The 22412-nt window shown below is 57.4% G+C and carries 24 protein-coding genes and 1 pseudogene; 9 read left to right on the top strand and 16 right to left on the bottom strand.

Annotated elements, in window-relative coordinates:
• Together QZ517_RS13810 and ptsP are read left to right on the top strand one after the other, a co-directional pair.
• On the top strand, window positions 1–609 hold a 609-nt coding region (locus QZ517_RS13810; protein ID WP_294227874.1), incomplete at its 5' end, for an ACT domain-containing protein.
• Between the two features lie 321 nt (window positions 610–930).
• Window positions 931–3174 (top strand): phosphoenolpyruvate--protein phosphotransferase, encoded by a 2244-nt coding sequence (gene ptsP / locus QZ517_RS13805; RefSeq protein WP_294227872.1) that lies wholly within the window; start codon window positions 931–933, stop codon window positions 3172–3174.
• A 24-nt stretch (window positions 3175–3198) separates the two neighbouring features.
• On the opposite strand, the gene QZ517_RS13800 is transcribed toward ptsP, so the two are convergent.
• A complete protein-coding gene (locus QZ517_RS13800) occupies window positions 3199–3966 on the bottom strand; it encodes an EcsC family protein (protein ID WP_294227870.1) in 768 nt (255 codons plus the stop codon).
• A gap of 266 nt (window positions 3967–4232) precedes the next feature.
• Between QZ517_RS13800 and QZ517_RS13795 the strand changes: the two genes are divergently transcribed.
• Together QZ517_RS13795 and QZ517_RS13790 are read left to right on the top strand one after the other, a co-directional pair.
• Window positions 4233–4745, top strand: a complete 513-nt coding sequence (locus tag QZ517_RS13795) for a hypothetical protein (protein ID WP_294227868.1) — start codon at window positions 4233–4235, stop codon at window positions 4743–4745.
• A gap of 38 nt (window positions 4746–4783) precedes the next feature.
• Window positions 4784–5293, top strand: coding sequence for a tRNA (cytidine(34)-2'-O)-methyltransferase (locus tag QZ517_RS13790; protein WP_366766163.1), 510 nt, complete (start codon window positions 4784–4786; stop codon window positions 5291–5293).
• 131 nt (window positions 5294–5424) lie between these two features.
• Here QZ517_RS13790 and QZ517_RS13785 read toward each other — a convergent pair whose 3' ends face one another.
• Window positions 5425–5919 (bottom strand): N-acetyltransferase, encoded by a 495-nt coding sequence (locus tag QZ517_RS13785; protein WP_294227864.1) that lies wholly within the window; start codon window positions 5917–5919, stop codon window positions 5425–5427.
• 90 nt (window positions 5920–6009) lie between these two features.
• Here QZ517_RS13785 and QZ517_RS13780 point away from each other — a divergent pair, with 90 nt between their 5' ends.
• Complete coding sequence (locus QZ517_RS13780; protein WP_294227863.1) at window positions 6010–6615, top strand: flavin reductase family protein; 606 nt, start codon at window positions 6010–6012, stop codon at window positions 6613–6615.
• A 43-nt stretch (window positions 6616–6658) separates the two neighbouring features.
• Entirely contained in the window at window positions 6659–7291 is a 633-nt protein-coding gene (locus QZ517_RS13775; RefSeq protein WP_294227862.1) for a CatB-related O-acetyltransferase, read from the top strand.
• Here the strand turns inward: QZ517_RS13775 and QZ517_RS13770 are convergent.
• Both QZ517_RS13770 and QZ517_RS13765 read right to left on the bottom strand, forming a co-directional pair.
• Window positions 7288–8199: an AEC family transporter gene (locus QZ517_RS13770; protein WP_294227861.1), complete on the bottom strand. Its 912-nt coding sequence runs from the start codon at window positions 8197–8199 to the stop codon at window positions 7288–7290. The genes QZ517_RS13775 and QZ517_RS13770 overlap by 4 nt on opposite strands.
• Before the next feature lie 199 nt (window positions 8200–8398).
• On the bottom strand, window positions 8399–10045 hold the full coding sequence (locus tag QZ517_RS13765) for a SulP family inorganic anion transporter (RefSeq protein ID WP_294227858.1): 1647 nt from the start codon (window positions 10043–10045) through the stop codon (window positions 8399–8401).
• A 239-nt stretch (window positions 10046–10284) separates the two neighbouring features.
• Between QZ517_RS13765 and QZ517_RS13760 the strand changes: the two genes are divergently transcribed.
• Together QZ517_RS13760 and QZ517_RS13755 are read left to right on the top strand one after the other, a co-directional pair.
• Complete coding sequence (locus QZ517_RS13760; protein ID WP_294227856.1) at window positions 10285–11175, top strand: S-methyl-5'-thioadenosine phosphorylase; 891 nt, start codon at window positions 10285–10287, stop codon at window positions 11173–11175.
• A 69-nt stretch (window positions 11176–11244) separates the two neighbouring features.
• A complete protein-coding gene (locus QZ517_RS13755) occupies window positions 11245–11874 on the top strand; it encodes a LysE family translocator (RefSeq protein ID WP_294227854.1) in 630 nt (209 codons plus the stop codon).
• Here QZ517_RS13755 and QZ517_RS13750 read toward each other — a convergent pair.
• The gene (locus QZ517_RS13750) at window positions 11871–12101 is read right to left on the bottom strand and encodes a hypothetical protein (RefSeq protein WP_294227852.1); all 231 of its coding nucleotides are present in this window, start codon (window positions 12099–12101) and stop codon (window positions 11871–11873) included. The genes QZ517_RS13755 and QZ517_RS13750 overlap by 4 nt on opposite strands.
• Before the next feature lie 163 nt (window positions 12102–12264).
• Between QZ517_RS13750 and QZ517_RS13745 the strand changes: the two genes are divergently transcribed.
• Window positions 12265–12804 carry an adenine phosphoribosyltransferase gene (locus QZ517_RS13745; protein ID WP_283426066.1) on the top strand — a complete coding sequence of 180 codons (540 nt, stop codon included), beginning with the start codon at window positions 12265–12267 and terminating at the stop codon, window positions 12802–12804.
• Window positions 12805–12862: 58 nt separating this feature from the next.
• Here the strand turns inward: QZ517_RS13745 and QZ517_RS13740 are convergent, their stop codons facing one another.
• The 11 genes and pseudogenes from QZ517_RS13740 to QZ517_RS13690 all read right to left on the bottom strand — a co-directional run.
• Window positions 12863–14272, bottom strand: coding sequence for an FAD-binding oxidoreductase (locus tag QZ517_RS13740; protein WP_294227848.1), 1410 nt, complete (start codon window positions 14270–14272; stop codon window positions 12863–12865).
• A 46-nt stretch (window positions 14273–14318) separates the two neighbouring features.
• Window positions 14319–15128: an MBL fold metallo-hydrolase gene (locus QZ517_RS13735; RefSeq protein WP_294227846.1), complete on the bottom strand. Its 810-nt coding sequence runs from the start codon at window positions 15126–15128 to the stop codon at window positions 14319–14321.
• Between the two features lie 130 nt (window positions 15129–15258).
• Window positions 15259–15849, bottom strand: coding sequence for a GNAT family protein (locus QZ517_RS13730; RefSeq protein ID WP_294227844.1), 591 nt, complete (start codon window positions 15847–15849; stop codon window positions 15259–15261).
• Window positions 15849–17111 carry a pitrilysin family protein gene (locus QZ517_RS13725; RefSeq protein WP_294227842.1) on the bottom strand — a complete coding sequence of 421 codons (1263 nt, stop codon included), beginning with the start codon at window positions 17109–17111 and terminating at the stop codon, window positions 15849–15851. Before QZ517_RS13725 ends, QZ517_RS13730 begins: the two co-directional genes overlap by 1 nt.
• Window positions 17108–18496 (bottom strand): threonine synthase, encoded by a 1389-nt coding sequence (gene thrC / locus QZ517_RS13720; RefSeq protein ID WP_294227840.1) that lies wholly within the window; start codon window positions 18494–18496, stop codon window positions 17108–17110. Before thrC ends, QZ517_RS13725 begins: the two co-directional genes overlap by 4 nt.
• A gap of 5 nt (window positions 18497–18501) precedes the next feature.
• Complete coding sequence (locus tag QZ517_RS13715; RefSeq protein WP_294227838.1) at window positions 18502–19179, bottom strand: SURF1 family protein; 678 nt, start codon at window positions 19177–19179, stop codon at window positions 18502–18504.
• Between the two features lie 96 nt (window positions 19180–19275).
• Complete coding sequence (locus QZ517_RS13710) at window positions 19276–20082, bottom strand: cytochrome c oxidase subunit 3 (RefSeq protein WP_294227837.1); 807 nt, start codon at window positions 20080–20082, stop codon at window positions 19276–19278.
• Between the two features lie 44 nt (window positions 20083–20126).
• A complete protein-coding gene (locus QZ517_RS13705) occupies window positions 20127–20690 on the bottom strand; it encodes a cytochrome c oxidase assembly protein (RefSeq protein WP_294227835.1) in 564 nt (187 codons plus the stop codon).
• Entirely contained in the window at window positions 20690–20857 is a 168-nt protein-coding gene (locus tag QZ517_RS13700; protein ID WP_294227833.1) for a hypothetical protein, read from the bottom strand. Before QZ517_RS13700 ends, QZ517_RS13705 begins: the two co-directional genes overlap by 1 nt.
• A 4-nt stretch (window positions 20858–20861) precedes the next feature.
• A complete protein-coding gene (gene cyoE / locus QZ517_RS13695) occupies window positions 20862–21806 on the bottom strand; it encodes a heme o synthase (protein ID WP_294227829.1) in 945 nt (314 codons plus the stop codon).
• Between the two features lie 84 nt (window positions 21807–21890).
• Window positions 21891–22412, bottom strand: a pseudogene (locus QZ517_RS13690) (cytochrome c oxidase subunit II); the annotation flags it as partial.

The raw sequence follows: 22412 nt of genomic DNA, 5'->3' as shown, positions 1-22412 counted from the left end.
GTCCTGCAAACACGCTCTGTCGAGCTGGCCATGCGCTACAAAGTGAAACTGCGCGTGCTCAGCTCTTTTGAAGAACAATCCGACGAGGCCGGTACGCTGGTCTGCGATGAGGAGGAAATCATGGAATCCAATGTTGTGGCCGGTGTGGCCTACTCCCGCGACGAAGCCAAAATGACTCTGCTGTCGGTGGCCGACCGCCCGGGCATCGCCTCCATCATCTTTGGTTGCCTCAGCGATGCAGGTGTGAACGTGGACATGATTGTGCAGAACATCTCTGAGGATGGCCGCACCGACATGACCTACTCCCTGCCCACGGATCAGGTGAAACGCGCCGAAACCGCACTGGACGAGCTTAAGTCCTCCGGTGGGTTGAACTTTGCCGAACTGGTGATCGACGAAGATGTCTCCAAAGTTTCCGTGGTGGGCATCGGCATGCGATCACAATCCGGTGTGGCGGCAAAGATGTTCAAAGTGCTCTCCGACGAAGGTGTGAACATCAAAGTCATCACCACCTCAGAGATCAAAATCTCCGTGCTGATTGATCGCAAATACATGGAGCTAGCGGTGCAATCGCTGCACGATGCCTTTGAGCTGGAAAAAGCCGGCTAACATCATCCCCAAGATCACAACGCGCGGCCCAACAGCCGCGCGTTTTTCATTGCAGCATTGTAAATGCCCGATTTTGCGGCATTTTGCCTCTTTTGCCCCCATGGGGTCGCGCAACACAGATCACCACGCTACGCTGCAGCACATCCGTTCACGCAAAAAAACACCACCTTACAAGCCACAAAACGCCTTTCTAGAATTTCCTTCGAAAAAATCGCTGCATTGCGGCGTAATATTGCCGCCAAGACATCAGCATAAACCGTTTTGATTCCCTCTGTGTTGTGTTCTATTCGGCCCCGAGTAGCGACAAGGACCCCACCTCCAATGGTGCAAAAAACCGAGACCGAGAGCCGCAAACTTCTGGGGCGTCTGCGCGATGCCTTGGCCGAGGACAGCGCCGGTCAAGAGCGCCTGGACAAAATCACCCATCTGATCGCCACCTCTATGGGCACAGAGGTGTGCTCGATCTATCTGTTTCGCGACGAAGAAACTTTGGAGCTCTGCGCCACCGAAGGTTTGAACGCAGCAGCGGTCCACCAAACCCGCATGCGGGTTGGCGAAGGCCTTGTTGGTCGCGTGGCCCGCACTTCCAAAGTGGTGAACACCGACGACGCGCCCAGCGCCAAAGGCTTCCGCTACATGCCGGAAACCGGCGAGGAAATTTTCTCCAGCTTCTGTGGGGTTCCGGTGCAACGGCTTGGCGACAATCTTGGCGTCTTGGTCGTGCAGTCCAAAGACAAACGTGGCTATTCTCCAGATGAGGTCTACGCGTTGGAAGTGGTTGCGATGGTGTTGGCCGAAATGACCGAGCTGGGGGCTTTTGTGGGCGAAGGCGCCGCCATGAGCGCGCGCCACCAGCAATCCGAACTTTTTCGGGGCGCCTCGGCACAAGAAGGCGCCAGTGAAGGCCATGTCTGGCTGCACGAACCCCGCGTGGTGGTCACCAACCCTGTCGCGGATGATCCCGATGTGGAGCTCCCCCGTCTGCACAGCGCTGTCGAAGAGCTGCGTGTCGGCGTCGACAAGATGCTCGATGGGGTCAAACGCGGCGACAAAGAACAGCTTGAGGTACTTGAAGCTTATCGCATGTTTGCCAATTCCAAAGGCTGGATGAAACGCATGGAGCAGGACATTGCCCGTGGCCTGTCCGCCGAAGCCGCCGTGGAGAAAGAACAATCCACCGCCCGCGCCCGTATGGAGCAGGTCACCGATCAATACCTGCGCGAGCGCCTGCATGACCTGGATGACCTGTCCAACCGCCTGCTGCGCATTCTCACTGGCCAAGGCTCCGAGACCGGAGCGGAGATGCCAACCGATCCGATTCTGATTGCCCGCAACATTGGCCCGGCCGAGCTGCTGGAATATGGCCGCAAACTCAGGGGCATTATCCTCGAAGAGGGCTCTGTTGGCAGCCATGCCGCCATTGTAGCGCGTGCACTGGCCATCCCGCTGGTCATTCACGCAGACAAAATCACCACCGAAGCGCTGAATGGCGACCACATCATGGTTGACGGCGATCAGGGCGTTGTGCACCTGCGTCCCGACGACACGGTTGTGACCGCGTTCCGCGATAAAATCGCCATGGCGGCAAAGGCGCAGGAACGCTACGCCAGCATACGCGACAAAGAGGCCAAAAGCCGCGACGGCGCAGTGGTCCACCTAACGATGAACGCCGGCCTGATGGCAGATTTGCCGTCGCTGGAGTCCTCTGGTGCAGAAGGTGTGGGCCTGTTTCGCACAGAGCTGCAATTCCTGATCCGCAACCAGATGCCCAAACGCACCGAACTGGCCCAGCTCTATTCCACCGTTATGGACGCAGCCGCAGGCAAACGCGTGGTCTTCCGCACGCTCGACATCGGCTCGGACAAAGTCCTGCCCTACATGGCCCCGCAGGACGAGCCGAACCCCGCCCTTGGCTGGCGTGCGGTGCGTGTGGCTTTGGACAAACCCGGTGTGATGCGCATGCAGTTACAAGCGCTTCTGCGGGCAGCCAATGGCCGACCATTGACCATTATGTTCCCCTTCATCGCGCAATATGAAGAATACACCGCCGCCAAGGCTGAGGTCGACAAAGCCATCGAGCGCGAAACCATTCTCGGTCACCCCCTGCCGTCCGATATCGAAGTGGGCGCCATGCTGGAGACCCCGTCTTTGGCCTTTGCCCCCAAGAAATTCTACGAAGAAGTCGACTTCCTCTCCATCGGCGGCAACGACCTCAAACAGTTCTTCTTTGCAGCTGATCGCGAAAACGAACGGGTGCGCCGTCGCTACGACACGCTGAACGTCAGCTTTCTGACCTTCCTCGAAGGCATCGTGAACCGCTGTCTCGACACCGGCACGCCGCTCAGCTTCTGTGGCGAAGACGCGGGCCGCCCGATCGAAGCCGTGTGTTTGGCGGCCATGGGCCTGCGCAATCTCTCGATGCGCCCGGCGTCCATTGGCCCGGTGAAAAGCCTGATCCGCCGTGTTGATCTGGGAGAGCTGCGTCGCGTGATCCACGCCGCGCGCGAACGCGGTGAGCAATCTGTGCGTCCAGATGTGATGGAGTATCTGCGCAGCAGCAGCTAACCAATGTAGCCGGGTGATGCCCGGCTACGCTTTCCCCAACCGCTTGCGCATCCCGTCGATCAAATCTTCAGGCGACACATCTGCCTCAACAGCCAGCTTGCGCAGGCCAAAATGCACATGCGCAATGTCCTGATAATAACTCGTGTAGGCGTAGTTGGTCGCCGCGCCCGCAGCTGCGCCAATCACCGGCACCATTTGCGCCGCCAGCTTTTGCCCCAGCACCGGCGCCAGCTTGGGCACAATCACCGTGCTGATCCATTTGGTGCCGCCCATTGCCAATCCGGCCCGCTGCTCCAGCATCGCCAAGTCCGCCCCGCGATCCGCCTCAAACGGCCCGTTCGCGGCCAACACCCGCACACAATCAAACCGCACGCTTTCATGGCTGGGATCAAAGCCATATTGCACGCCCACGCCTTGAATGGCACGCAACAGCACCGTGATGGTGATTGGCAGTTCCGCCAAAGACGACGTCACGCCGCCAACCCCCCCCGCCGCGCCCAGCGCTGCTGTAATGGATGCATTGACCCAATCCGGCTGATCTTTCACCAAGCCGCGACTGCCATCCGCCCATTTCACTGCCTGCATCAGAGCCACCTCCGTGGCCCCGCCCAACCCGTTCTGCACCTCATTTGGCAGGCTCTTGAGCAATCCGCTCACCGGCATGCCCAACACGCCCAGCACCTTCATGCCAAGCCCACTGGCCCCGCCATAGCGCTTGGCCAGCGCGTCCAATTCAGAGTTTACGTCAATCTCACGGTCCGGAATGTCCGGTAAAATTTCGATTTGGGTCATGGGTAAGAGGTAGGGGCACGGGACAACGGTTCAACCATTCAGAAAAGAAAGACCGCGCTCAAGTTCTGGATAACTTTGCAGGTGCGGCGATCCCTTTTGAAATGAGCGCTTTGAACCTGTGTGACATTTTTCAATAGTCCGACGCGTGACAGGCCTGATCATCTGATCCAATGAATATTGAAATACAACTGCAATGAATCGGTCCGGCCACTATCATTCTCAGCCGCTTAGCTTAAAGGAAGGTGGGACCCCACGGAGAATGAGCGATGAACCTTTCACAAACACTGCCTGACCTGATTGCGGCAGCACAGGTCAAAGCAAAGACATCTGAAGACACAATCTTGGAAATTCGAGAACACTTGGAACAGCAGACCGCATCAGAAGCTCAAATTGAGGACTTTCGCGCGGCCCATGTCGCGCTTGAATTGGCGGCGGTTGATACGTTTACCCTTTTTGAGGCGCGCATGCAGCACCATTTCAGACGGGGCCCGTTTTCTCGAAAATTAAGAGCGGCGCTTTTGGATGCTGGGCACAGTGACCTCGCCGATAGGATCCATAAATACTATCTGGCAATCAACGTGCTCAAACACGGAAAAGGCGCGAGCTATAGGGAGTTGTGCAATACTCCAACCGAGCTTTTTCATGTGAAGCGCGCCGAAACGATCACGTCACAAAACGACCACGCTCCTTCAAACCTTATAGATATTGGCGTATCAGGCTTTTTTGATGGGCTTGCTGCAACACTTCTTGAAGCCCAAAGATTCCTCGAAGATCAGTAGCTTTCAGGGCTCCATTTACACGAACGCTTGCTTTGCGAATGCTAACTCCTCAATTGAGAAAGTCCCCACCCCCAATGTCTGAACCGTGCCTGAAAATTGTGTTGGTAACACCCGAAATCCCTTACAATACAGGCGCCATTGGACGGACGTGCGTTGCATTGAACCTAGAGCTGATTTTGATCAAACCCTATGGGTTTTCGCTTGATGAGAAAGCCGTACGGCGCGCTGGAACAGACTACTGGAAATATGTTCATCTCAGCGAATATGAGAGCTGGCAAGCCTTTCTAGATGATCACACGCCGCCCCCCGAAAGCCTCTATTTCTTCGAAGAGCACGGCGACCAAACCGTCTACGATCCTGACTATCAACAAGATGGCTACTTGGTGTTTGGATGTGAATCCAAAGGCCTGCCACCGGAGATTCTAAAGGGTATGGAAGATCGAATATTCAGCTTGCCGATGCTCGATTCACGGGTCCGATCCCTCAATTTGGCCAATGTAGCCACTGCAGTAGTCTATCAAGCGATGCGTACTCAACTGGGTGGTTGAAAGCAGCCCCGCGGTGAGCTGGTTCGCAACGGCTCCAAGGGCCGCTCTACAGACGTTGGAGCAATAATCCTGATGGCACTCCCCTCTGCAATAGAGCATAAACCGGTATTGCTAATAGGTTGCAGAATGACTTACTCAACTCGCGGAACGCTGCACACATCCCCAACAACACCGTCCCACGCACCTTCCACAAGCGCCCGGCCCAGCACACGTTCAGGATTGGTCGGCGGCGGCATCACCACGCCGCCCAGCTTCTCAAAGCCAAATCGTTTGTAATACGACGCGTCCCCCACCAGCATGACCCGCTGCCAGCCCAAAGGGGCCGCACGCTGCAAGCTGTCCTCGATCAGGGACCGGCCCAAGCCTTCGCCTTGGTGTGTCGGGTGCACCGCCACCGGGCCAAGCAACAAAGACTGCACAGCGCCAATCTGCACCGGCCAATAGCGAATGGCGCCTGCCAAGATACCTTCGGCGTCCCGCGCGGTCAGCGATAGCCCAGCCACCGGGTCCACCCCATCGCGCAAACGGTAAGAAGACAGCGCCTCACGCCCCGGCGCAAAGCAGAGGTCATAAAGCGCCTCCACTTCCCACCAATCTTCACCGGTTTCCACTGCTAGCGTAATCACCTGCGCGCCTCATGCCGTCGTTCATTTTGCGGTTTCATCGCCCCTAACATGGCGCTAGGACTGCCTGCAAACCAATATGGAGTCAGTCCGATGTTCTATCAGCCAAAAGACGGCCACGGCCTGCCGCACAACCCGTTCAAAGCCATCGTCAGCCCACGCCCGATCGCTTGGGTCTCCACCCAAGACACCAACGGTGTGCGCAACCTCGCGCCCTACTCGTTTTTCAATGCCCTTGCGGACAATCCTCCGCAGGTGATGTTTGCCTCCACCGGCAAGAAAGGCGATCAGGCGGAGAGCAAAGACAGCCTGTCCAACATCCGCGCCACCGGTGTGTTCTGTGTGAACATCGTTGAGGAAGCCATTCGCGATGCGATGAATGTCTCCTCGGGGCCGCTGGGCAAAGATGACGACGAATTTGCGGCCGCAGGCCTGGAAGCCGCCCAATGTGACACCATCGACTGCCCGCGCCTTGTGGGAGCACCCGCCTCACTGGAATGCCGCCTGACTCAGATTGTGCCTCTCCTTGGAGAGAACAACTTTATGGCCATTGGCGAAGTGACCGGCGTGCACCTGCGCGACAATTGCATTGTGGATGGTATCTTTGACGTCACCACCTACCGCCCTCTGAGCCGCCTTGGCTACAAGGACTACGCGGTGGTCGACAACACCTTCACCCTCGCCCGCCCCGATCAGTAAACCGGGGCTTTAGGCGCGAGGGACATTTCGAAAGGAGGGCTTTATGCCCCTTCCCGATCCCAAAACCGCTTTTCCGGTCACTTTGCCGGACGGCAGCAAACACGCCGGCACCGTGTTTTTGTCAGCTGTGATCAAACATCCAAGATTTGAAGTCGGCGACAACACCTATGCCTCCGACTTCTCTCCACCTAAAAACTGGGCATCCCATCTGGCGCCCTATCTCTTTGACTTTAGCCAAGAAACCTTGCGCATCGGCAAATTCTGCCAGATCGCCCACGGTGTGCGTTTCATCACCAGCTCCGCCAATCACGCGACAGATGGACTCAGCTGTTATCCCTTCCCTGTCTTTATCAACGCCGTGCCGGATGGGTACCAACCTGACACACGCGACACGATGGTGGGCCATGATGTGTGGCTGGGCTATGGCGCTATGATCTTGCCGGGTGCACAAATCGGCCACGGTGCCATCATTGGCGCTGGCGCAGTGGTGCGCGGCACGGTGCCGCCTTATAGCATCGTTACCGGCAACCCAGGAACCGTGATCAAAAAGCGCTTTGATGACGCCACCATCTCAGAGCTTCTGGAGATTGCATGGTGGGACTGGCCCAAGGAAAAGATCGAGCGCGCGATCCCGGCCATCATGGCTGGTGATGTCGCAGGCTTAAGGACGGTCTAAAATATCACCTCAGCCAGTGTGATCCACACCGGCAGGCTTATCGCTCCCAATAAGGTTGTCTGCGCCACCAGTGTCGCAGACAACTCCCGATCTGCGCCAAAGCCCGACGCCAACACATGCGCTGCGCTCGCGGTAGGCAGTGCTGCCCAGATTACCAAGACAACCGCCACGCCGCTTTCCAAGCCCAGCACAAGCGCCAACACCAGTGCCGCCACAGGCATCACCAAGAGCTTGGTGGCGCAGATGATGCCACTGAACGCATCCAAGCGCGCCAAAGCGCCCCAGTTCATCGTTGCCCCCACCGAAATCAAGGCAATCGGGATCGCCGCCGCCGCCAGCATCTCCAAAGGCGCCAAAACAGGTGCCGGGATTGTAAGACCGGACAGTCCCACCAGCACACCGCCCAGAGAGGCAATCAAAAACGGATTGAGCGCCACTTTCTTGACCGTGCCCCACACCCCAAAGCTGCCGCCTCGGCTCAGCGCACTCACCGCAAACACATTGGCCATCGGCACCGCCATGCCAATCACCACCGCCATCACAGCTGCATCCGCCTTCTCCGTCGTGGCAATGGCAATAAACGCCAGCGCCGTGTTGAACCGCCACGCCGTTTGCCACGCGCCCGCAAAATCTAAAAACCGCTCCGGCCCAAACCGCCGCGCGCCATAGCCCACCGCAAGCCCCACCGCCAACAGCGCCCAAACCAACGGCGCAATGCCCACAACTTGGCTCACTTCCAAAGGCCTCTGACTTGCCGCCACAAACAGCAGCGCAGGAAACAGGATTTCAAAGTTAAGCTTGTCGAGCCCCTGCCAGGCATTGGCGGACAATCGTTTGCGCAACACGCCACCCAGTCCCACCAAAAGAAAAGACGGCAAGAGCCCGATCAGAATGGCAAAAAAGGTCATTGGAGCACTCCAGTGTGGTCCCATTCCTATTGCGCCTGTTCTGTCAAAGAAACAAGAGGCGCGCCTGACCCTGCGTGGGTGCGAAGCGCCCTCCTGGTGGGAGGGTTGGGCGCGCCTCGGCTTTGCCGCGGCTAAGACCTGCCAAACAAAAAGGGCCAGCCCCTCGGCCAGCCCATTTCTTAGTCATTTGATGCGGCGGTTAGTGCCCGCCGCCAAACACCCCGGTGCGCACCGGATAGTCCACGGCGATCTCATATTCCGGATCGTCATCACTATCGACCATCAGGTTGCCCGCCTTAGACAGCAGCTCGTGGCAATCGCGGCTCAGGTGACGCAGCACAACCTGCTTGCCCGCAGCCTCATATTTGCCTGCCAAAGCTTCAATTGCCTGCAATGCCGACTGATCCACAACGCGCGAACGGGCAAAATCTACAATCACATGCGCCGGGTCACTTTCGATCTCAAACAACTCGCCAAACCCTTCGGCGGAGCCAAAGAACAGCGGCCCTTCAATCTCATAGACCTTCGCGCCCGGATCACTCTCGCTCTCACGGGTGTTAGCATGGATACGCCGCGCGTTCTGCCAGCTATAAGCCAGAGCGGAGACAATCACACCAACCACAACCGCCACGGCGAGATCTTCGAGCACGGTTACCACGGTCACCAACACAATCACAAAGGCGTCCATTTTTGGCACTTTGCGCATGATCTGGAAGCTGTTCCACGCAAATGTCCCGATCACCACCATGAACATCACACCCACCAGCGCGGCCAGTGGAATACGCTCAATCAACGGGCTGGCCACCACAATAAAGGCGAGCAGGAACAGGGCTGCCGCAATACCAGCAATCCGCGTACGGCCACCGGATTTCACGTTGATCATCGATTGACCAATCATCGCACAACCGCCCATGCCACCGAAGAAACCGGTCACAACATTGGCAGTCCCCTGGGCGATACACTCTTGGGATGCACCACCACGCTTGCCCGTCATCTCACCCACAAGGTTCAGCGTCAGCAGGCTTTCGATCAGGCCAATCGCCGCCAGGATCACTGCATATGGCAGGATGATATAAAGCGTCTCAAGGTTAAACGGCGCCAACAGCGCAGGTGGGTAAATGCCTTCGCCCGAGCCAAACGGCACGTGGAAGCTTGGGAAGCCGCCTTTGATCGAAGCCATGTCGCCCACGGTTGGCACATTGATGCCAAACAAAATCACAACCAAAGCGGTGATGCCAATCCCCGCAAGCGGAGCCGGGATGGCCTTGGTCAGCTTAGGCAGCCCCCAAATAATACCCATGGTCAGCGCAACAAGACCCAGCATCATCACCAGCTGTGCACCGGGCAACCATGCCTCTGTGTTTGTCGGGTCTTTAAACTGGGTCAACTGCGCGAGGAAAATCACAATTGCCAAACCGTTCACAAAGCCCAACATCACCGGATGCGGCACAAGGCGAATGAATTTCCCCCAATGCAACGCCCCTGCAATGATCTGCAGAACCCCCATCAGGATCACGGTCGCAAACAGGTATTCCACCCCGTGCTGCGCCACCAAGGCCACCATGACCACCGCCAACGCGCCGGTCGCACCGGAGATCATACCCGGACGTCCGCCGATCAGCGCAGTGATCAAGCCGACCAGAAAGGCGGCATACAAGCCAACCAACGGGTGAACTCCCGCCACAAAGGCAAAGGCCACCGCTTCAGGCACCAACGCCAAAGCCACAGTCAGGCCGGACAAAACCTCGGTCTTAACCCGACCCGGTGTGAACCCCTCATCCTGCATAATGGACAGATTGGGGGGAGAAATATTCTTGGCCAGCATGGCCAACGCCGCGCGTCTCATGAGTGTACCTGCGTAAATTTGGGAGTGTTCGCTTTGCGCCTCCCTAGCGGGTTTGCCGTTAACAAACAATAGTGATGGCCGCTTGGGCCAATCTGTGTGCGGATTGACCTTCTTTTGGGTCCATTTTGCACCTCCGTGATACCGACGCATTACAGATGTGTTACTGACCCGGCTTTACCTTGCAATTCCCGCCCCTTGCGCCCAAAACTTTGCCCAAAGTACAGCACTGGGAGACGGGCATGACAGAGGCCAACAAAGAAACCATGATCGCCGTGATTGGCGGCTCCGGCATCTACGACATCGACGGTTTGGAAGACGCCACATGGCAGGCGGTCGAGAGCCCCTTTGGCGCCCCGTCTGACGAGATCCTCACAGGCCGTTTGGGCGGCGTAAAAATGGCCTTCCTGCCGCGTCATGGTCGCGGCCACGTGCACACCCCCACCTCTGTGCCTTACCGCGCCAACATCGATGCCTTGAAACGTCTAGGCGTGACCGATGTATTCTCCGTTTCCGCCACCGGTTCCTTCCGTGAAGAAATGGCACCCGGCGATTTTGTCGTTGTCGATCAATTCATTGACCGCACATTTGCCCGTGAGAAATCCTTCTTTGGTCCCGGTCTTGTTGCCCACGTCAGCGTCGCCCACCCCACCTGCCCGCGCCTCTCAGACGCGTGTTTCACCGCCGCCTCTGAGGCCGGTATCACCGTGCACAAAGGTGGCACTTATCTGGCGATGGAAGGGCCGCAGTTCTCCACGCTGGCGGAAAGCAAAATGTACCGTGAAAGCTGGGGCGCAGATGTGATTGGCATGACCAATATGCCCGAAGCCAAACTCGCCCGCGAAGCTGAGCTTTGTTACGCCTCAGTTGCGATGATCACCGACTATGACAGCTGGCACCCGGAGCACGGCGAAGTCGATGTGACTGAAATCATTGCCACATTGACCGGAAACGCCGAGAAAGCCCGCAACCTTGTGCGTGGTCTGCCTGCCCTGCTGGGGGCTGAACGTGCCGACTGCGAACACGGTTGCGACAAAGCGCTGGAGTTTGCCATTCTGACTGCGCCGGACAAACGCGACCCGAAAATGGTCAATAAGTTGGATGCGGTCGCGGGTCGGGTGCTGGCCGGTTAATTACCGCTGGACTAACGCACAAATCATCTGCTTGATGGGGCCTGCTGAATCACTCACAGGCCCTATTTCATGTCCCTAGATCTCTGGCTGACCTTTGTCGCCGCCTCTTTTGCACTTCTTCTGATCCCTGGCCCCACTATCCTGTTGGTGCTGAGCTACGCGCTCACCCAAGGGCGCAAAGTGGCTGTGGCCACGGCGGCGGGAGTCGCGTTTGGCGATCTGATCGCCATGACAGCCTCGCTCCTTGGGTTGGGGGCGCTTGTGATGGCGTCGGCCACGGCCTTCGCAGTGCTGAAATGGGCCGGCGCAGCCTATCTGCTTTGGCTTGGTTTCAAGATGGTGCGCAACGCCGGTCAGGCCAGCTTGGGCGACATCAGCAAATCCGCTGACCTGCCGACCCGCGGCGTGTTTGGCCACGCCGCAGCAGTCACAGCCCTAAACCCCAAAAGCATCGGATTTTTTATTGCTTTTGTGCCGCAGTTCATCGATCCAGCAGCTGCCATGCTGCCGCAATTTGCCATCCTGATCAGCACCTTTGTCACCCTCGCCGCGCTCAACGCACTGGCCTATGCGCTGCTGGCCGATCGGTTGCGCAACCGCATTGAACGCCCGTCTGTGATGCACGGTCTGACCCGGCTTGGCGGGATCACTTTGATGGGGATGGGGCTTCTGACAGCAACTCTTAAGCGCGCCGCTTAGCGCCTGTTTTTCTTCATGAATTTGCGGATAAACCCGCGAATTTCACGGGCGGCGCTGGTGTCGAGCTCTTTGCACAGATCGACAAAGGCGTCGCGCTCTTCTTTGTCTAGCCGCAGCACCAGCTGGCTGTCTTTTTTGTGCTTTGACTTCGCCTTGGACTTGGATTTGGGTTTAGACTTGGATGTGTCCGTCACCACGTCCGACTGCGCTTCGTTCTTTGATCCCACGCGACGCCCACCCGTGCTGTTGCCCAATCCTAGTCCGTGCTTACAGACCCCACCCCGCACCCGTCCAGAACAAAGTCGTCGTACCGCGACAAACTCCACCCTTGCGCGAAGCCGTCGCATCCGCCAAACCTGCTTCGTCTGAAATTTACCACCGGAACCAAAGATGCCCAAAAGCGCCGACGTCAAAGATTACATCCGCACCATTGTTGATTTCCCGCACGAAGGCATCATGTTCCGAGATGTCACAACGTTGTTTGCGGACCCACGCGGCTTTCGCATGGCCATTGACCAGATGCTGCACCCCTACGCGGGCACCCGCATCGACAAGGTGGTGGGTCTTGAAGCGCGTGGGTTCATCCTCGGCGGCGCCATTGCCCACCAGTTGAGCGTTGGCTTTGTACCGATCCGCAAAAAAGGCAAACTGCCCGGCACCACCATCTCACAGGACTACAAGCTCGAATACGGCGAGGCAATTGTCGAAATCCACGACGACGCCATCCAACCGGGCGAGCAAGTCCTTGTGGTGGATGACCTTTTGGCCACCGGCGGCACGGCTGAGGCGGGCATCAAGCTGATCGAGCGCTTGGGCGGCGAAATCATCAGCTGTTCCTTTATCATCGACCTGCCAGAGCTTGGCGGTCGCAAGAAACTGGAGTCTATGGGCATGGATGTCTCTGTGCTTTGTGAGTTCGACGGTCTGTAGAGGGGCATTGCCCCGTCGCCTCCGGCGACTCCCCAGGATATTTGAAGAATGAGAAGACCTAGGGCGCAAGCACTGCGCCCGGGTTCATGATGCCTTTTGGGTCCAGCGCAGCTTTGATGGCCCGCATCGCCGCCAGTCGCGTTGGATCGCCATAGGTCTCTAGGTCTGCCACTTTCAAACGCCCCACACCGTGCTCGGCACTAAACGAGCCGCCGTAGCGGTGTACCAAGTCGTAGATCTGTGTGCTCAGGTCATGGCGGATGTCGTCAAAATCATGCCGGCTGCGGCCCTTGGGCGGGAAGAGGTTGTAATGCAGATTGCCATCGCCAAGATGGCCAAAGCAGTTGATCCGTAGTGGGCATTGCGCGGCAATCTTGGCACTCATCTCCGTAATAAAGTTTGGCAAAGCTTCCAGCGGCAGAGAAATGTCATGGCTCGCCACCGAGCCAATGGCCTTGTTCGCCACCGGGATATGCTCGCGCAAGTTCCAGAAGTCGTCCCGCTGCCGGGCGCTTTGCGCAATCAACCCGTCGTCCACCAGCCCTTCCACCATCGCCAGCCCAAACAGCTCCTCCAGAAGCGGCTCTGCGCCTGCGCTGGTGCCCACTTCGATCAGCACCGACCACTCCGGTGGTGTCTCAAACGGCAGCCGCACGTCGGGCAGCGTTTCTGCCACAAAATCCATGCCATGCCGATGCATCAACTCAAAGGCAGAGACCGCCTCCCCAACAGACTCCCGGGCCAAGGCCAGCAAGCGCAACGCCGCGGCCGGGTCTGTCACCACCATAATGGCTGTGGCCACCGATTTGGGCCGGGCAAACAGCTTGAGCGTTGCTGCCGTAATCACGCCCAGCGTGCCTTCTGCCCCCACCAGCAGGTTGCGCAGATCATAACCGGTGTTGTCTTTGCGCAGCCGTGTTAGCCCGTGCCAAATCTCACCAGTGGGCAGCACCGCCTCCAGCCCCAGACACAGATCCCGCGCGTTGCCATAGCGCAGCACATTCACGCCGCCCGCATTGGTCGCCAGATTGCCGCCAATCCGCGCTGTGCCTTCTGCGCCCAACGACAGAGGAAACAGCCGGTTTTCAGCCTCAGCGGCTGCCTGCACATCCTGCAAGATCACGCCCGCTTCCGCGATCATCACGTTTTCCAACGGGCGCACCTCGCGCACTTTGTTCATCCGTTCCAAGGACAGGATTACCGGCCTGGCACCATCCTCCACAATTTGACCGCCTACCAGCCCGGTGCCGCCACCATAAGGAACCACAGGCACCTCAGCCGCATGGCATGCCTTCACAATTGTGGACACCTCCTCCACCGAACGTGGCAGCGCCACTACGCCGCCATTGCCAAAGGACCGCCCACGCGGCTCTTCCAGATAACGCGGTTCCGGTGCCCGCAACGTGCCCTCAGGCAGCTGTTCTGTAAGGGATTGGACAAATTCGGGGGAGGCATCATGTAAACTCATGGCCTTGATTTACGCGGTGCTTGCACCGAGGTCCACGCAAAATCCCTTACGGGTCTTGCAGATAGCGTGGTGACAGCACTTTGATGGTGGGACTACTTGGTAAGGTCCGCAAGCTCATGGTCAAACTGGACCGCCCCTCGTTTTCGATCAGATACTCATCTGACATGCCCGTCAGGAACGCACTTAACGTCCATTCCTCAAACCAATGCATCGGGATCACCACCTGCGCCTTCAGGCGCTTAAGCACCCGCATCATCGTGGGCACATCAAGGCTCATCCCCCCATCCACCGCCGCCATCACCACATCCAACCGCCCTAGGGCTGCATATTGCGCGTCATTGGGTTCGTGATGCAGGTGACCCAAATGCCCAATGCACAAGCCCGCCACCTCAAACACAAAGATCGAGTTGCCCTTTTCCTCCACACCACCAAAACTACGAATATCGGTGGAGACGTTGCGCACCAACATCGATCCCAGGTCCAGATGATGCTCTATCCCCAGCCCATAATCGCCCCACCCTGGCAGTACATGCGGGATTGCAGGATCAGGATTGGTGGTCCAATGGGTGTTGTGCGCGTGGTTCATCGTGACCACATCTGGCACCAGATTGGTCACCCCAAGAAACCCCGTGTAGTCGGTCACCACATCAAGGCCGTCATGGCTCTGGATCAGGAAAGACGCATGGCTGATATAGCTGATCCGCACATCATGCACCGCCAGCGGATCTCGAAACGACGCCTTGTGCAGAAATTCAATCCCTGGCACCTGCGCCAAAGCAATACAGTGGCTGGGCCGCCGATCCTGCGCGCTTGCCACTGTCGCCAACATTACCCAAAGAACCACAAGAAATCGCATGGTGCCGTCCTCCCTGTTTCAAGCAGGGTAACAGAAACCATCACATTTGACGTTCACGGTGTTTTGGGCTTCTTCTTGCGTCATGTATCCTGAAGAAGGCACTGCCTGCGGTGTCTGGGGCAACGCCCCTTCAGACCTGCCCAGCCAAGGTGCGGCCGCGCCGATCATGGCGCAGCGCAGCATACAGCACATGTGTGCGCCAGCGCCCGTTGATCTGCAAATAGCTCTGCGCCACACCTTCATATTTGAAACCAGAATTCTCCAGCACGCCACGGCTGGCGACATTTTCCGGCAAACAGGCCGCTTCAATCCGGCTCAGATCCAAACGCGTGAACGCATGATGCACCACCGCCTCTATGGCCTCGCTCATAAAGCCCTGACGCGCAAACTGCTGCCCAACCCAATACCCCAGCGTGCCCGCCTGCGCAGGCCCACGCCGGATATTGTCCAGCGTGATGGCCCCAATCAGAGCATTGTCGACACGTCGGAACATAAACAGCGGCACCGCGGTGTCATTGGTGATCGAACGCTGCGCCCAGTACACGCGGTTGGTAAAACTCTTGCGGCTCAGATGCGAGCTGGCCCAGACCGGCTCCCAAGGGATCAGAAAATCCGCACTGGCAGAGCGCAACTCCGCCCACTCGCGAAAGTCCGAATGGACTGGCGGGCGCAAAGTCATGCGCTCGGTGTCAATCCGAACCTTGCGACGCGTCAGAAGCATTAGGCTGCGCGCCTCGCTTCCAATGCTTCAAGCGAAGGGGCTGCGGACACCGGCCCATAAAGCGCCATCGCACTGCGCGCTTGGCCGGCCATTTGCTCCGCAAGCCGGCGCACATCTGCGTCAGAAACGCCATCAATGCGTTCCACAGTTTCCGGCAAGGTTGGGATTTGCCCCCAGATCGCCAGCATACGCGCCAAACGTTCCGCGCGGCTCGACGGGCTTTCCAACCCCATCAACAGCCCTGCCTTCATCTGTGTGCGCGCTCGGGCAATCTCCACCGGGTTCATGTCGTCAGCTGCACGCTTGAGTTCATCAATGGTGATCTCAGCCAGCTCAGCAATCTGCTCACCCGAGGTGCCCGCATAAATCGTGGTCATACCGGTGTCGGCATACGCCCCGGTCTGGGCAAAAATGGCATAACACAGCCCACGCTTTTCACGCACTTCTTGGAACAGACGGCTCGACATGCCGCCCCCCAAAACGCTCGAATAGATCTGCGCTGTGTAAATATCCGGGCTGCAATAATCCGGGCTTTCAAAGCCAATCGCAAAATGCGCCTGCTCAAGCGCCTTTTCGGTGCGGCATTCGCCCCCGGCAAACCGCGCTGGCACCAGCTCAATCACCGGACCGCGCTCAAGATGGCCAAACATCTCTTCCGCCATGCGCACAATTTCATCGTGATCCACCGCACCTGCAGCGGACAGGATCATGCGTTCCGGCCGATAGTGCTCGGTCACAAAGGCAGACAAATCTTCGCGACCAAACCGGCGCACATGATCGTCTTCGCCCAGAATGGTGCGGCCAATCGGCTGATCCGGATACGCCCGTTCCTGCAACCAGTCAAACACCACATCGTCCGGCGTATCCAGCGCCTGGCCGATCTCCTGCAAGATCACACCCCGTTCGATCTCAATCTCATTGGGATCAAAGATCGGGTTCAACACAATATCTCCGACCACATCCAGAGCCAGTGCCACATCATCTTTGAGCACCCGCGCGTAATAGGCGGTCACCTCGCGGCTGGTATAGGCGTTGATGTAGCCGCCCACGTCTTCGATAGTTTCCGCAATCTCCAACGCATTCCGCCGCTTGGTGCCTTTAAAGGCCATATGCTCCAGGAAATGCGCAATACCGTTTTGCGGCGCGCGCTCATGGCGCCCGCCCGCACTGACCCAAATGCCAATCGAGGCGCTCTCAAGCCCTGGCATATGTTCTGTGGCAATTTGAAAACCGTTGGAGAGTGTGTGCAGTTTGACTGTCAACGCTGTGCTATCCGTTCCTTGATCAGCGCTTCCAGCGCTCCCAAATCATTGGGAACACGGGTCACGCGTTCGTCTTTGTCCATCATATCCGCCATATGTGGCGGCAGTGCTGGCCGTGCTCCCATCGCGGCCTCAACCGCATCCGGGAACTTGGCCGGGTGTGCCGTGGCCAGAGTGACCATGGGCACCTCGCCCAAATAGGCATCCGCGACCTTTACGCCAACCGCTGAGTGGGGGCAAAGAACTTCTCCACACGCGGTAAATTCATTGGCAATGGTGGCGTTGGTTTCGTCTTCTGAGGCACGGCCACTGTCAAAATGCTCGCGCAGCGTTTCCATCGCACCTTGCGACACAGCAAATGCACCCTCGTTGAGCTCCTCCATCAACTGCGCCACCGCATTGCCATCACGACCATAGGCATCAAACAACGCGCGCTCAAAGTTGGAGCTGACCTGAATGTCCATCGACGGGCTGATCGACGGGGTCACGCCCTCTTTGGTGTAAGCGCCGCTTTCCATGGTGCGGTGCAGAATGTCATTCTGGTTGGTCGCAATCACCAGACGCTCAATGGGCAGCCCCATTTTTTTGGCGATGTAGCCTGCAAAAATGTCGCCAAAGTTGCCGGTTGGCACGGTAAAGCTCACCTTGCGATGTGGCGCGCCAAGGCTCACAGCCGAGGTCAAGTAATATACCACCTGCGCCAGCACCCGCGCCCAGTTGATCGAGTTCACACCGGCGAGTTTTACGCCATCGCGGAACTCAAAATCGTTGAACATGTCTTTGAGCTTGGCCTGGCAATCGTCAAAGTCGCCGTCCAGCGCCAGCGCATGTACGTTCGCATCTTCTGGCGTGGTCATCTGTTTGCGCTGAATGTCAGACACACGGCCATCCGGGAACAAGATGAACACATCCACATTGCTGAGGCCCCTAAAGGCTTCAATCGCCGCAGAACCCGTGTCGCCAGACGTCGCCCCCACAATGGTCACACGCTCATTGCGCCGCGCCAGCGAGAACTGAAAAAGCTGGCCAATAAGCTGCATCGCAAAATCTTTAAACGCTAACGTCGGGCCGTGGAACAGTTCTAGCAGATAGTGGTTGGGCGCCAGTTGCACCAAAGGAGCACGGGCGTCATGGCGGAAGTTGGCATAGGCCCGCGCAATGATGCCTTTGAACTCTTCATCGGTGAACGCATCGCCCACAAACGGCCGCATCACAACAAACGCAGCCTCTTCGTAAGACTTGCCCGCCAGCCCAGCGATGTCGTCAGCAGACAGGGTTGGAATGCTCTCTGGCACATACAGGCCGCCATCACGTGCAAGACCTGTCAACATGGCCTCTTCAAAGCTCAGCTCCGGGGCGTTTCCACGGGTCGAAATATATTTCACGTTTCTCAGGCCTTTTTGGTTTTGCGCATCCGGCGCAGGTAATACAAGGTCATGCCCACCCAGACAATTGCCAGTCCGTACCATGTCAGGACATATTCCAGGTGATTGTTGGGCAAGGTGGCAGTATCAATCGGCAACGGCGTGACAATTGTGCCCCCATCCGTGTCGTCGCGCACAATCAACAACACCGGCTCCGTCTTGAGCACCTCTGCCATCTGATCCACATCCCGAGCAAACCAGATATTGCCGTCCACATCATTGGCTGGTGTGTAGCTGTCGCGCTCATCTGGCCAATGTAGATTTCCAGTCACGTCCACATCATGAGCCGGGCGTGGCGTGCCTTTGTCTACAGTCTTGATCCAACCGCGATCAATCATGATCCGGCGGCCACCATCTGTGTCAAACGCTGCGACCAACCGGTACACAGCCCCCACATCTCGGGTGCTCGCCAACAGATGAATTTCATCTTCAGTGATGGTGCCGGACACAGCGACCGGCAGGTACTTATCGCGTTCCACATCAATCTGATCCGGCAGCGCAACAGGATCGCTCGCAATACGCGCATTGATGTCCGCAATCACGCTTTCTTTCCACGTCAGGCGCTGCAACTGCCAAGTGCCCAGCGACACCAGCACCACTGTGCCCAAAATGCCAAAGAACAGGGGCAAGAACAGTCGACGCAAAGCAGGGATCCTTCTCAATGGAAAAAGCGCGGCAGATGCTGCCGCGCTTTGCTTTAATCGTATCCGGTCTAAAGGATCAACCTTTAGTGGGCGGCCTTATTGGCCCCAGATGTAAACCGCTGCAAACAGGAACAGCCAAACCACATCCACAAAGTGCCAGTACCAGGCAGCCGCCTCAAAACCGACGTGCTTTTCTTTGGTGAAGTGACCCGCGTTCAAACGCATCAGACAGACAAACAGGAAGATTGTGCCGATCACAACGTGGAAACCGTGGAAGCCAGTCGCCATGAAGAAGGATGCGCCATAAATGTTGCCGGAGAAGCTGAACGCCGCATGGCTGTACTCATAAGCCTGGAAGGCGGTGAAGATCAGCCCCAACAGAACCGCGATGATCAGACCGTTTTTCATGTCTTTGCGGTTGTTTTCATGCGCCAGAGCGTGGTGTGCCCAAGTCGCCGCACAACCGGAGCACAGCAGGATCAGCGTGTTGATCAGCGGCAGGTGCCAAGGGTCAAACGTCTCGATGCCAACAGGCGGCCAAGGGCCATCCACAGCTGGGCTGTTGCCGGCCGGGTCCATTGGGTACATGCGGTGTTTGAAGAAGGTCCAGAACCACGCCAGGAAGAACATCACTTCGGACATGATGAACAGGATAAAGCCGTAGCGCAGACCGATCTGAACAACCGGAGTGTGGTCGCCCACTTTGCTTTCTGCAATGACGTCAGCCCACCAGCCAAACATGACGTACAAAACGCCAATCAGGCCAACCAGGAACATCCAAGGACCGTTGTCGTGCATCCACACAACGGCACCAAACAGCATGATAAAACCACTAAGAGCGCCCAGGAACGGCCACAAAGAGGGGTTCAAAATATGATAATCGTGATCTTTTACGTGCGCCATGTTTTCCATTTCCCTCGTTGGAAGGCTTGCCTTTAGTTTTTCTTTTACTCGCCCGCTGTCGTCAAGGACGCCAGTTCTTCGGGTAAGTCGGTTTCATAAAAGGTGTATCCCAAAGTGATCACCTTGATGTATTTTGCGTCCCGGTCATCCACGATTTCCGGATCCACGTAGAAGCTCACCGGCATCGTCACCCGTTCGCCGGGCTGTAGCACCTGCTCTTCAAAGCAGAAGCAGTCGATTTTGGTGAAGAACCCGCCCGCATCATAGGGTGCCACGTTGTAGCTTGCGGTGCCCGCAATCGGACGGTCACTTGGGTTATAAGCTTCGTAAAATGCCAGACCGGTCTCACCGATGCGGATTTCCATTTCACGCTGCAAAGGTTTGAACTCCCACGCCATATCGCGCTCGATGGAGGCGTCAAACCGCACCTTGATGGTCTTATCCAGGATCACATCGCTGCCGCTGTCAGCCACGTTGGTCACACCACCAAAGCCAGTCACACGACAAAACCAGTCATAAAACGGCACCGATGCCCAAGCCAGCGCGCCCATCACAAGGACTACACACACAGTCTGCAGCAGTGTCTTTTTCTTCGGGTCCATCGCCATTACTGGTCCCTCTGGATGCTGGCGTTTTCCGGTTCATAGTCACCACGGGTGACTTTCACCACGGTCAGGCCAAACACAATCACAATGAAGCTCACCAAAACCAGCGCAACCCCAAGGTTGCGGCCAAAGCGGCGCTTGTGCAGTTCATGATGTTCGCGAAAACTCATAGTCTTACCATCCTCCGATGCCATAAGGGGCCAACGTGGCCTCTGTCAAAATCGCACCAAAATGCAGGAACAGGTAAATCAGCGACAGAGCAAAAAACGCCTTTTCGCGCTTGTAGCCGTCAGCTTCGGAAATCTCTTCGTCACGGCGCCAGATCGAAATGGCACCGGCCACAAACAAGCCGTTCAGGATCAACGCTGTGGTCAGATAAATCGGTCCACCCACACCGGTGAACGCCATGCCAATGGCCACCACCGCGAGCAACAGTGTGTAGACCAGAATGTGGTTACGCGTCACGCGGCGGCCATGGGTCACGTGCAACATCGGCACGCCCGCGTCTTTGTAGTCGGACTTCATGAACAGACACAGCGCCCAGAAATGCGGCGGGGTCCACATGAAGGTCAGCGTGAACATCAGCACGCTTTCAATCGAAATGCCGCCGGTCACAACCGCCCAACCGATCATCGGAGGGAAAGCCCCTGCCGCGCCACCAATAACGATGTTCTGCGGGGTCCAGCGTTTGAGCCACATGGTGTAGATCACCACGTAGAAGAAAATTGTAAAGGCCAGTAGGCCTGCAGCCACCCAGTTGGCGGCCAGCCCTAGCATCACCACTGCAAAACCAGACAGCGCCACGCCAACGGCCAGCGCCTCTCCTTCGGTGACTTTGCCAGCAGGGATTGGACGGCTTTGGGTGCGCTTCATCAACCGGTCGATGTCGGCGTCATACCACATGTTCAGCGCGCCAGAAGCACCGCCGCCGACCGCAATGAACAGTATGGCGCAGAACGCCACAAACGGGTGCACAGACCCCGGTGCAGCCAACAGGCCCACGGCAGCTGTGAACACTACAAGCGACATCACCCGTGGTTTCAGCAGGGCGAAGTAGTCGCCAAACTCTGCGTCACCATGGCTGGCTCTGGCTTGCGTATTGATGCTTGCGTCGCTCATGTCTTCTCCAATTAAGATGCGCGCACAGCGCACACCCCACAGGCGTTGTAGGATGCGCGGTCTCCGCGCACCCAATTTTGTAACTTAGTCAGCGGAGGCCAATGCCACACCCGGCAGGGTGGACATGTCGCCCGCGTGCTCTTCGATCGCGCCCTTCAGCCAAGTGGCGTACTCGGCCTCGGAGACAACCTGCACCGTGATCGGCATATAGGCGTGATCTTTGCCGCACAGCTCAGAACACTGACCAAAGAAGATGCCTTCTTTCTCGGCTTTGAACCAAAGCTGCGCGATGCGACCCGGCACAGCGTCCTGCTTCACACCAAAGGATGGGATGGTCCAGCTGTGGATCACGTCCGCACCGGTCACGTCCATCACAACGGTCTTGCCTACAGGCACAACCACTTTGGTGTCGGTTGCGAGCAGATACTCATCGTCGTTATAGCCGTTAGCCGCCAGCTCTTCTTTGTCCAGCAGGAAGCTGTCAAAGGCAAACTCGTGGTCGGTGTACTCATAGCCCCAGTACCACTGGTAGCCGGTCACTTTAATGTGCACTTCACCTTCAGGAATTTCCTGTTGGTTGAACAGCACTGGCAGCGAGAAAGAGCC

The organism is uncultured Shimia sp. (genome assembly GCF_913054185.1).
GTDB lineage: Bacteria > Pseudomonadota > Alphaproteobacteria > Rhodobacterales > Rhodobacteraceae > Shimia.
Note: the sequence above shows the minus strand (reverse complement) of the source record. Positions and strands in the feature narration are given on the sequence as shown.

What these genes read in the sequence shown, in the direction of transcription:
- ptsP (WP_294227872.1), top strand. Translation starts at nt 931, where the DNA reads ATGGTGCAAAAAACCGAGACCGAGAGCCGCAAACTTCTGGGGCGTCTG.
- QZ517_RS13800 (WP_294227870.1), bottom strand. Translation starts at nt 3,966, where the DNA reads ATGACCCAAATCGAAATTTTACCGGACATTCCGGACCGTGAGATTGAC.
- QZ517_RS13795 (WP_294227868.1), top strand. Translation starts at nt 4,233, where the DNA reads ATGAACCTTTCACAAACACTGCCTGACCTGATTGCGGCAGCACAGGTC.
- QZ517_RS13790 (WP_366766163.1), top strand. Translation starts at nt 4,784, where the DNA reads ATGCTAACTCCTCAATTGAGAAAGTCCCCACCCCCAATGTCTGAACCG.
- QZ517_RS13780 (WP_294227863.1), top strand. Translation starts at nt 6,010, where the DNA reads ATGTTCTATCAGCCAAAAGACGGCCACGGCCTGCCGCACAACCCGTTC.
- QZ517_RS13775 (WP_294227862.1), top strand. Translation starts at nt 6,659, where the DNA reads ATGCCCCTTCCCGATCCCAAAACCGCTTTTCCGGTCACTTTGCCGGAC.
- QZ517_RS13770 (WP_294227861.1), bottom strand. Translation starts at nt 8,199, where the DNA reads ATGACCTTTTTTGCCATTCTGATCGGGCTCTTGCCGTCTTTTCTTTTG.
- QZ517_RS13765 (WP_294227858.1), bottom strand. Translation starts at nt 10,045, where the DNA reads ATGAGACGCGCGGCGTTGGCCATGCTGGCCAAGAATATTTCTCCCCCC.
- QZ517_RS13760 (WP_294227856.1), top strand. Translation starts at nt 10,285, where the DNA reads ATGACAGAGGCCAACAAAGAAACCATGATCGCCGTGATTGGCGGCTCC.
- QZ517_RS13755 (WP_294227854.1), top strand. Translation starts at nt 11,245, where the DNA reads ATGTCCCTAGATCTCTGGCTGACCTTTGTCGCCGCCTCTTTTGCACTT.
- QZ517_RS13745 (WP_283426066.1), top strand. Translation starts at nt 12,265, where the DNA reads ATGCCCAAAAGCGCCGACGTCAAAGATTACATCCGCACCATTGTTGAT.
- QZ517_RS13740 (WP_294227848.1), bottom strand. Translation starts at nt 14,272, where the DNA reads ATGAGTTTACATGATGCCTCCCCCGAATTTGTCCAATCCCTTACAGAA.
- QZ517_RS13735 (WP_294227846.1), bottom strand. Translation starts at nt 15,128, where the DNA reads ATGCGATTTCTTGTGGTTCTTTGGGTAATGTTGGCGACAGTGGCAAGC.
- QZ517_RS13730 (WP_294227844.1), bottom strand. Translation starts at nt 15,849, where the DNA reads ATGCTTCTGACGCGTCGCAAGGTTCGGATTGACACCGAGCGCATGACT.
- QZ517_RS13710 (WP_294227837.1), bottom strand. Translation starts at nt 20,082, where the DNA reads ATGGCGCACGTAAAAGATCACGATTATCATATTTTGAACCCCTCTTTG.
- QZ517_RS13705 (WP_294227835.1), bottom strand. Translation starts at nt 20,690, where the DNA reads ATGGCGATGGACCCGAAGAAAAAGACACTGCTGCAGACTGTGTGTGTA.
- QZ517_RS13700 (WP_294227833.1), bottom strand. Translation starts at nt 20,857, where the DNA reads ATGAGTTTTCGCGAACATCATGAACTGCACAAGCGCCGCTTTGGCCGC.
- cyoE (WP_294227829.1), bottom strand. Translation starts at nt 21,806, where the DNA reads ATGAGCGACGCAAGCATCAATACGCAAGCCAGAGCCAGCCATGGTGAC.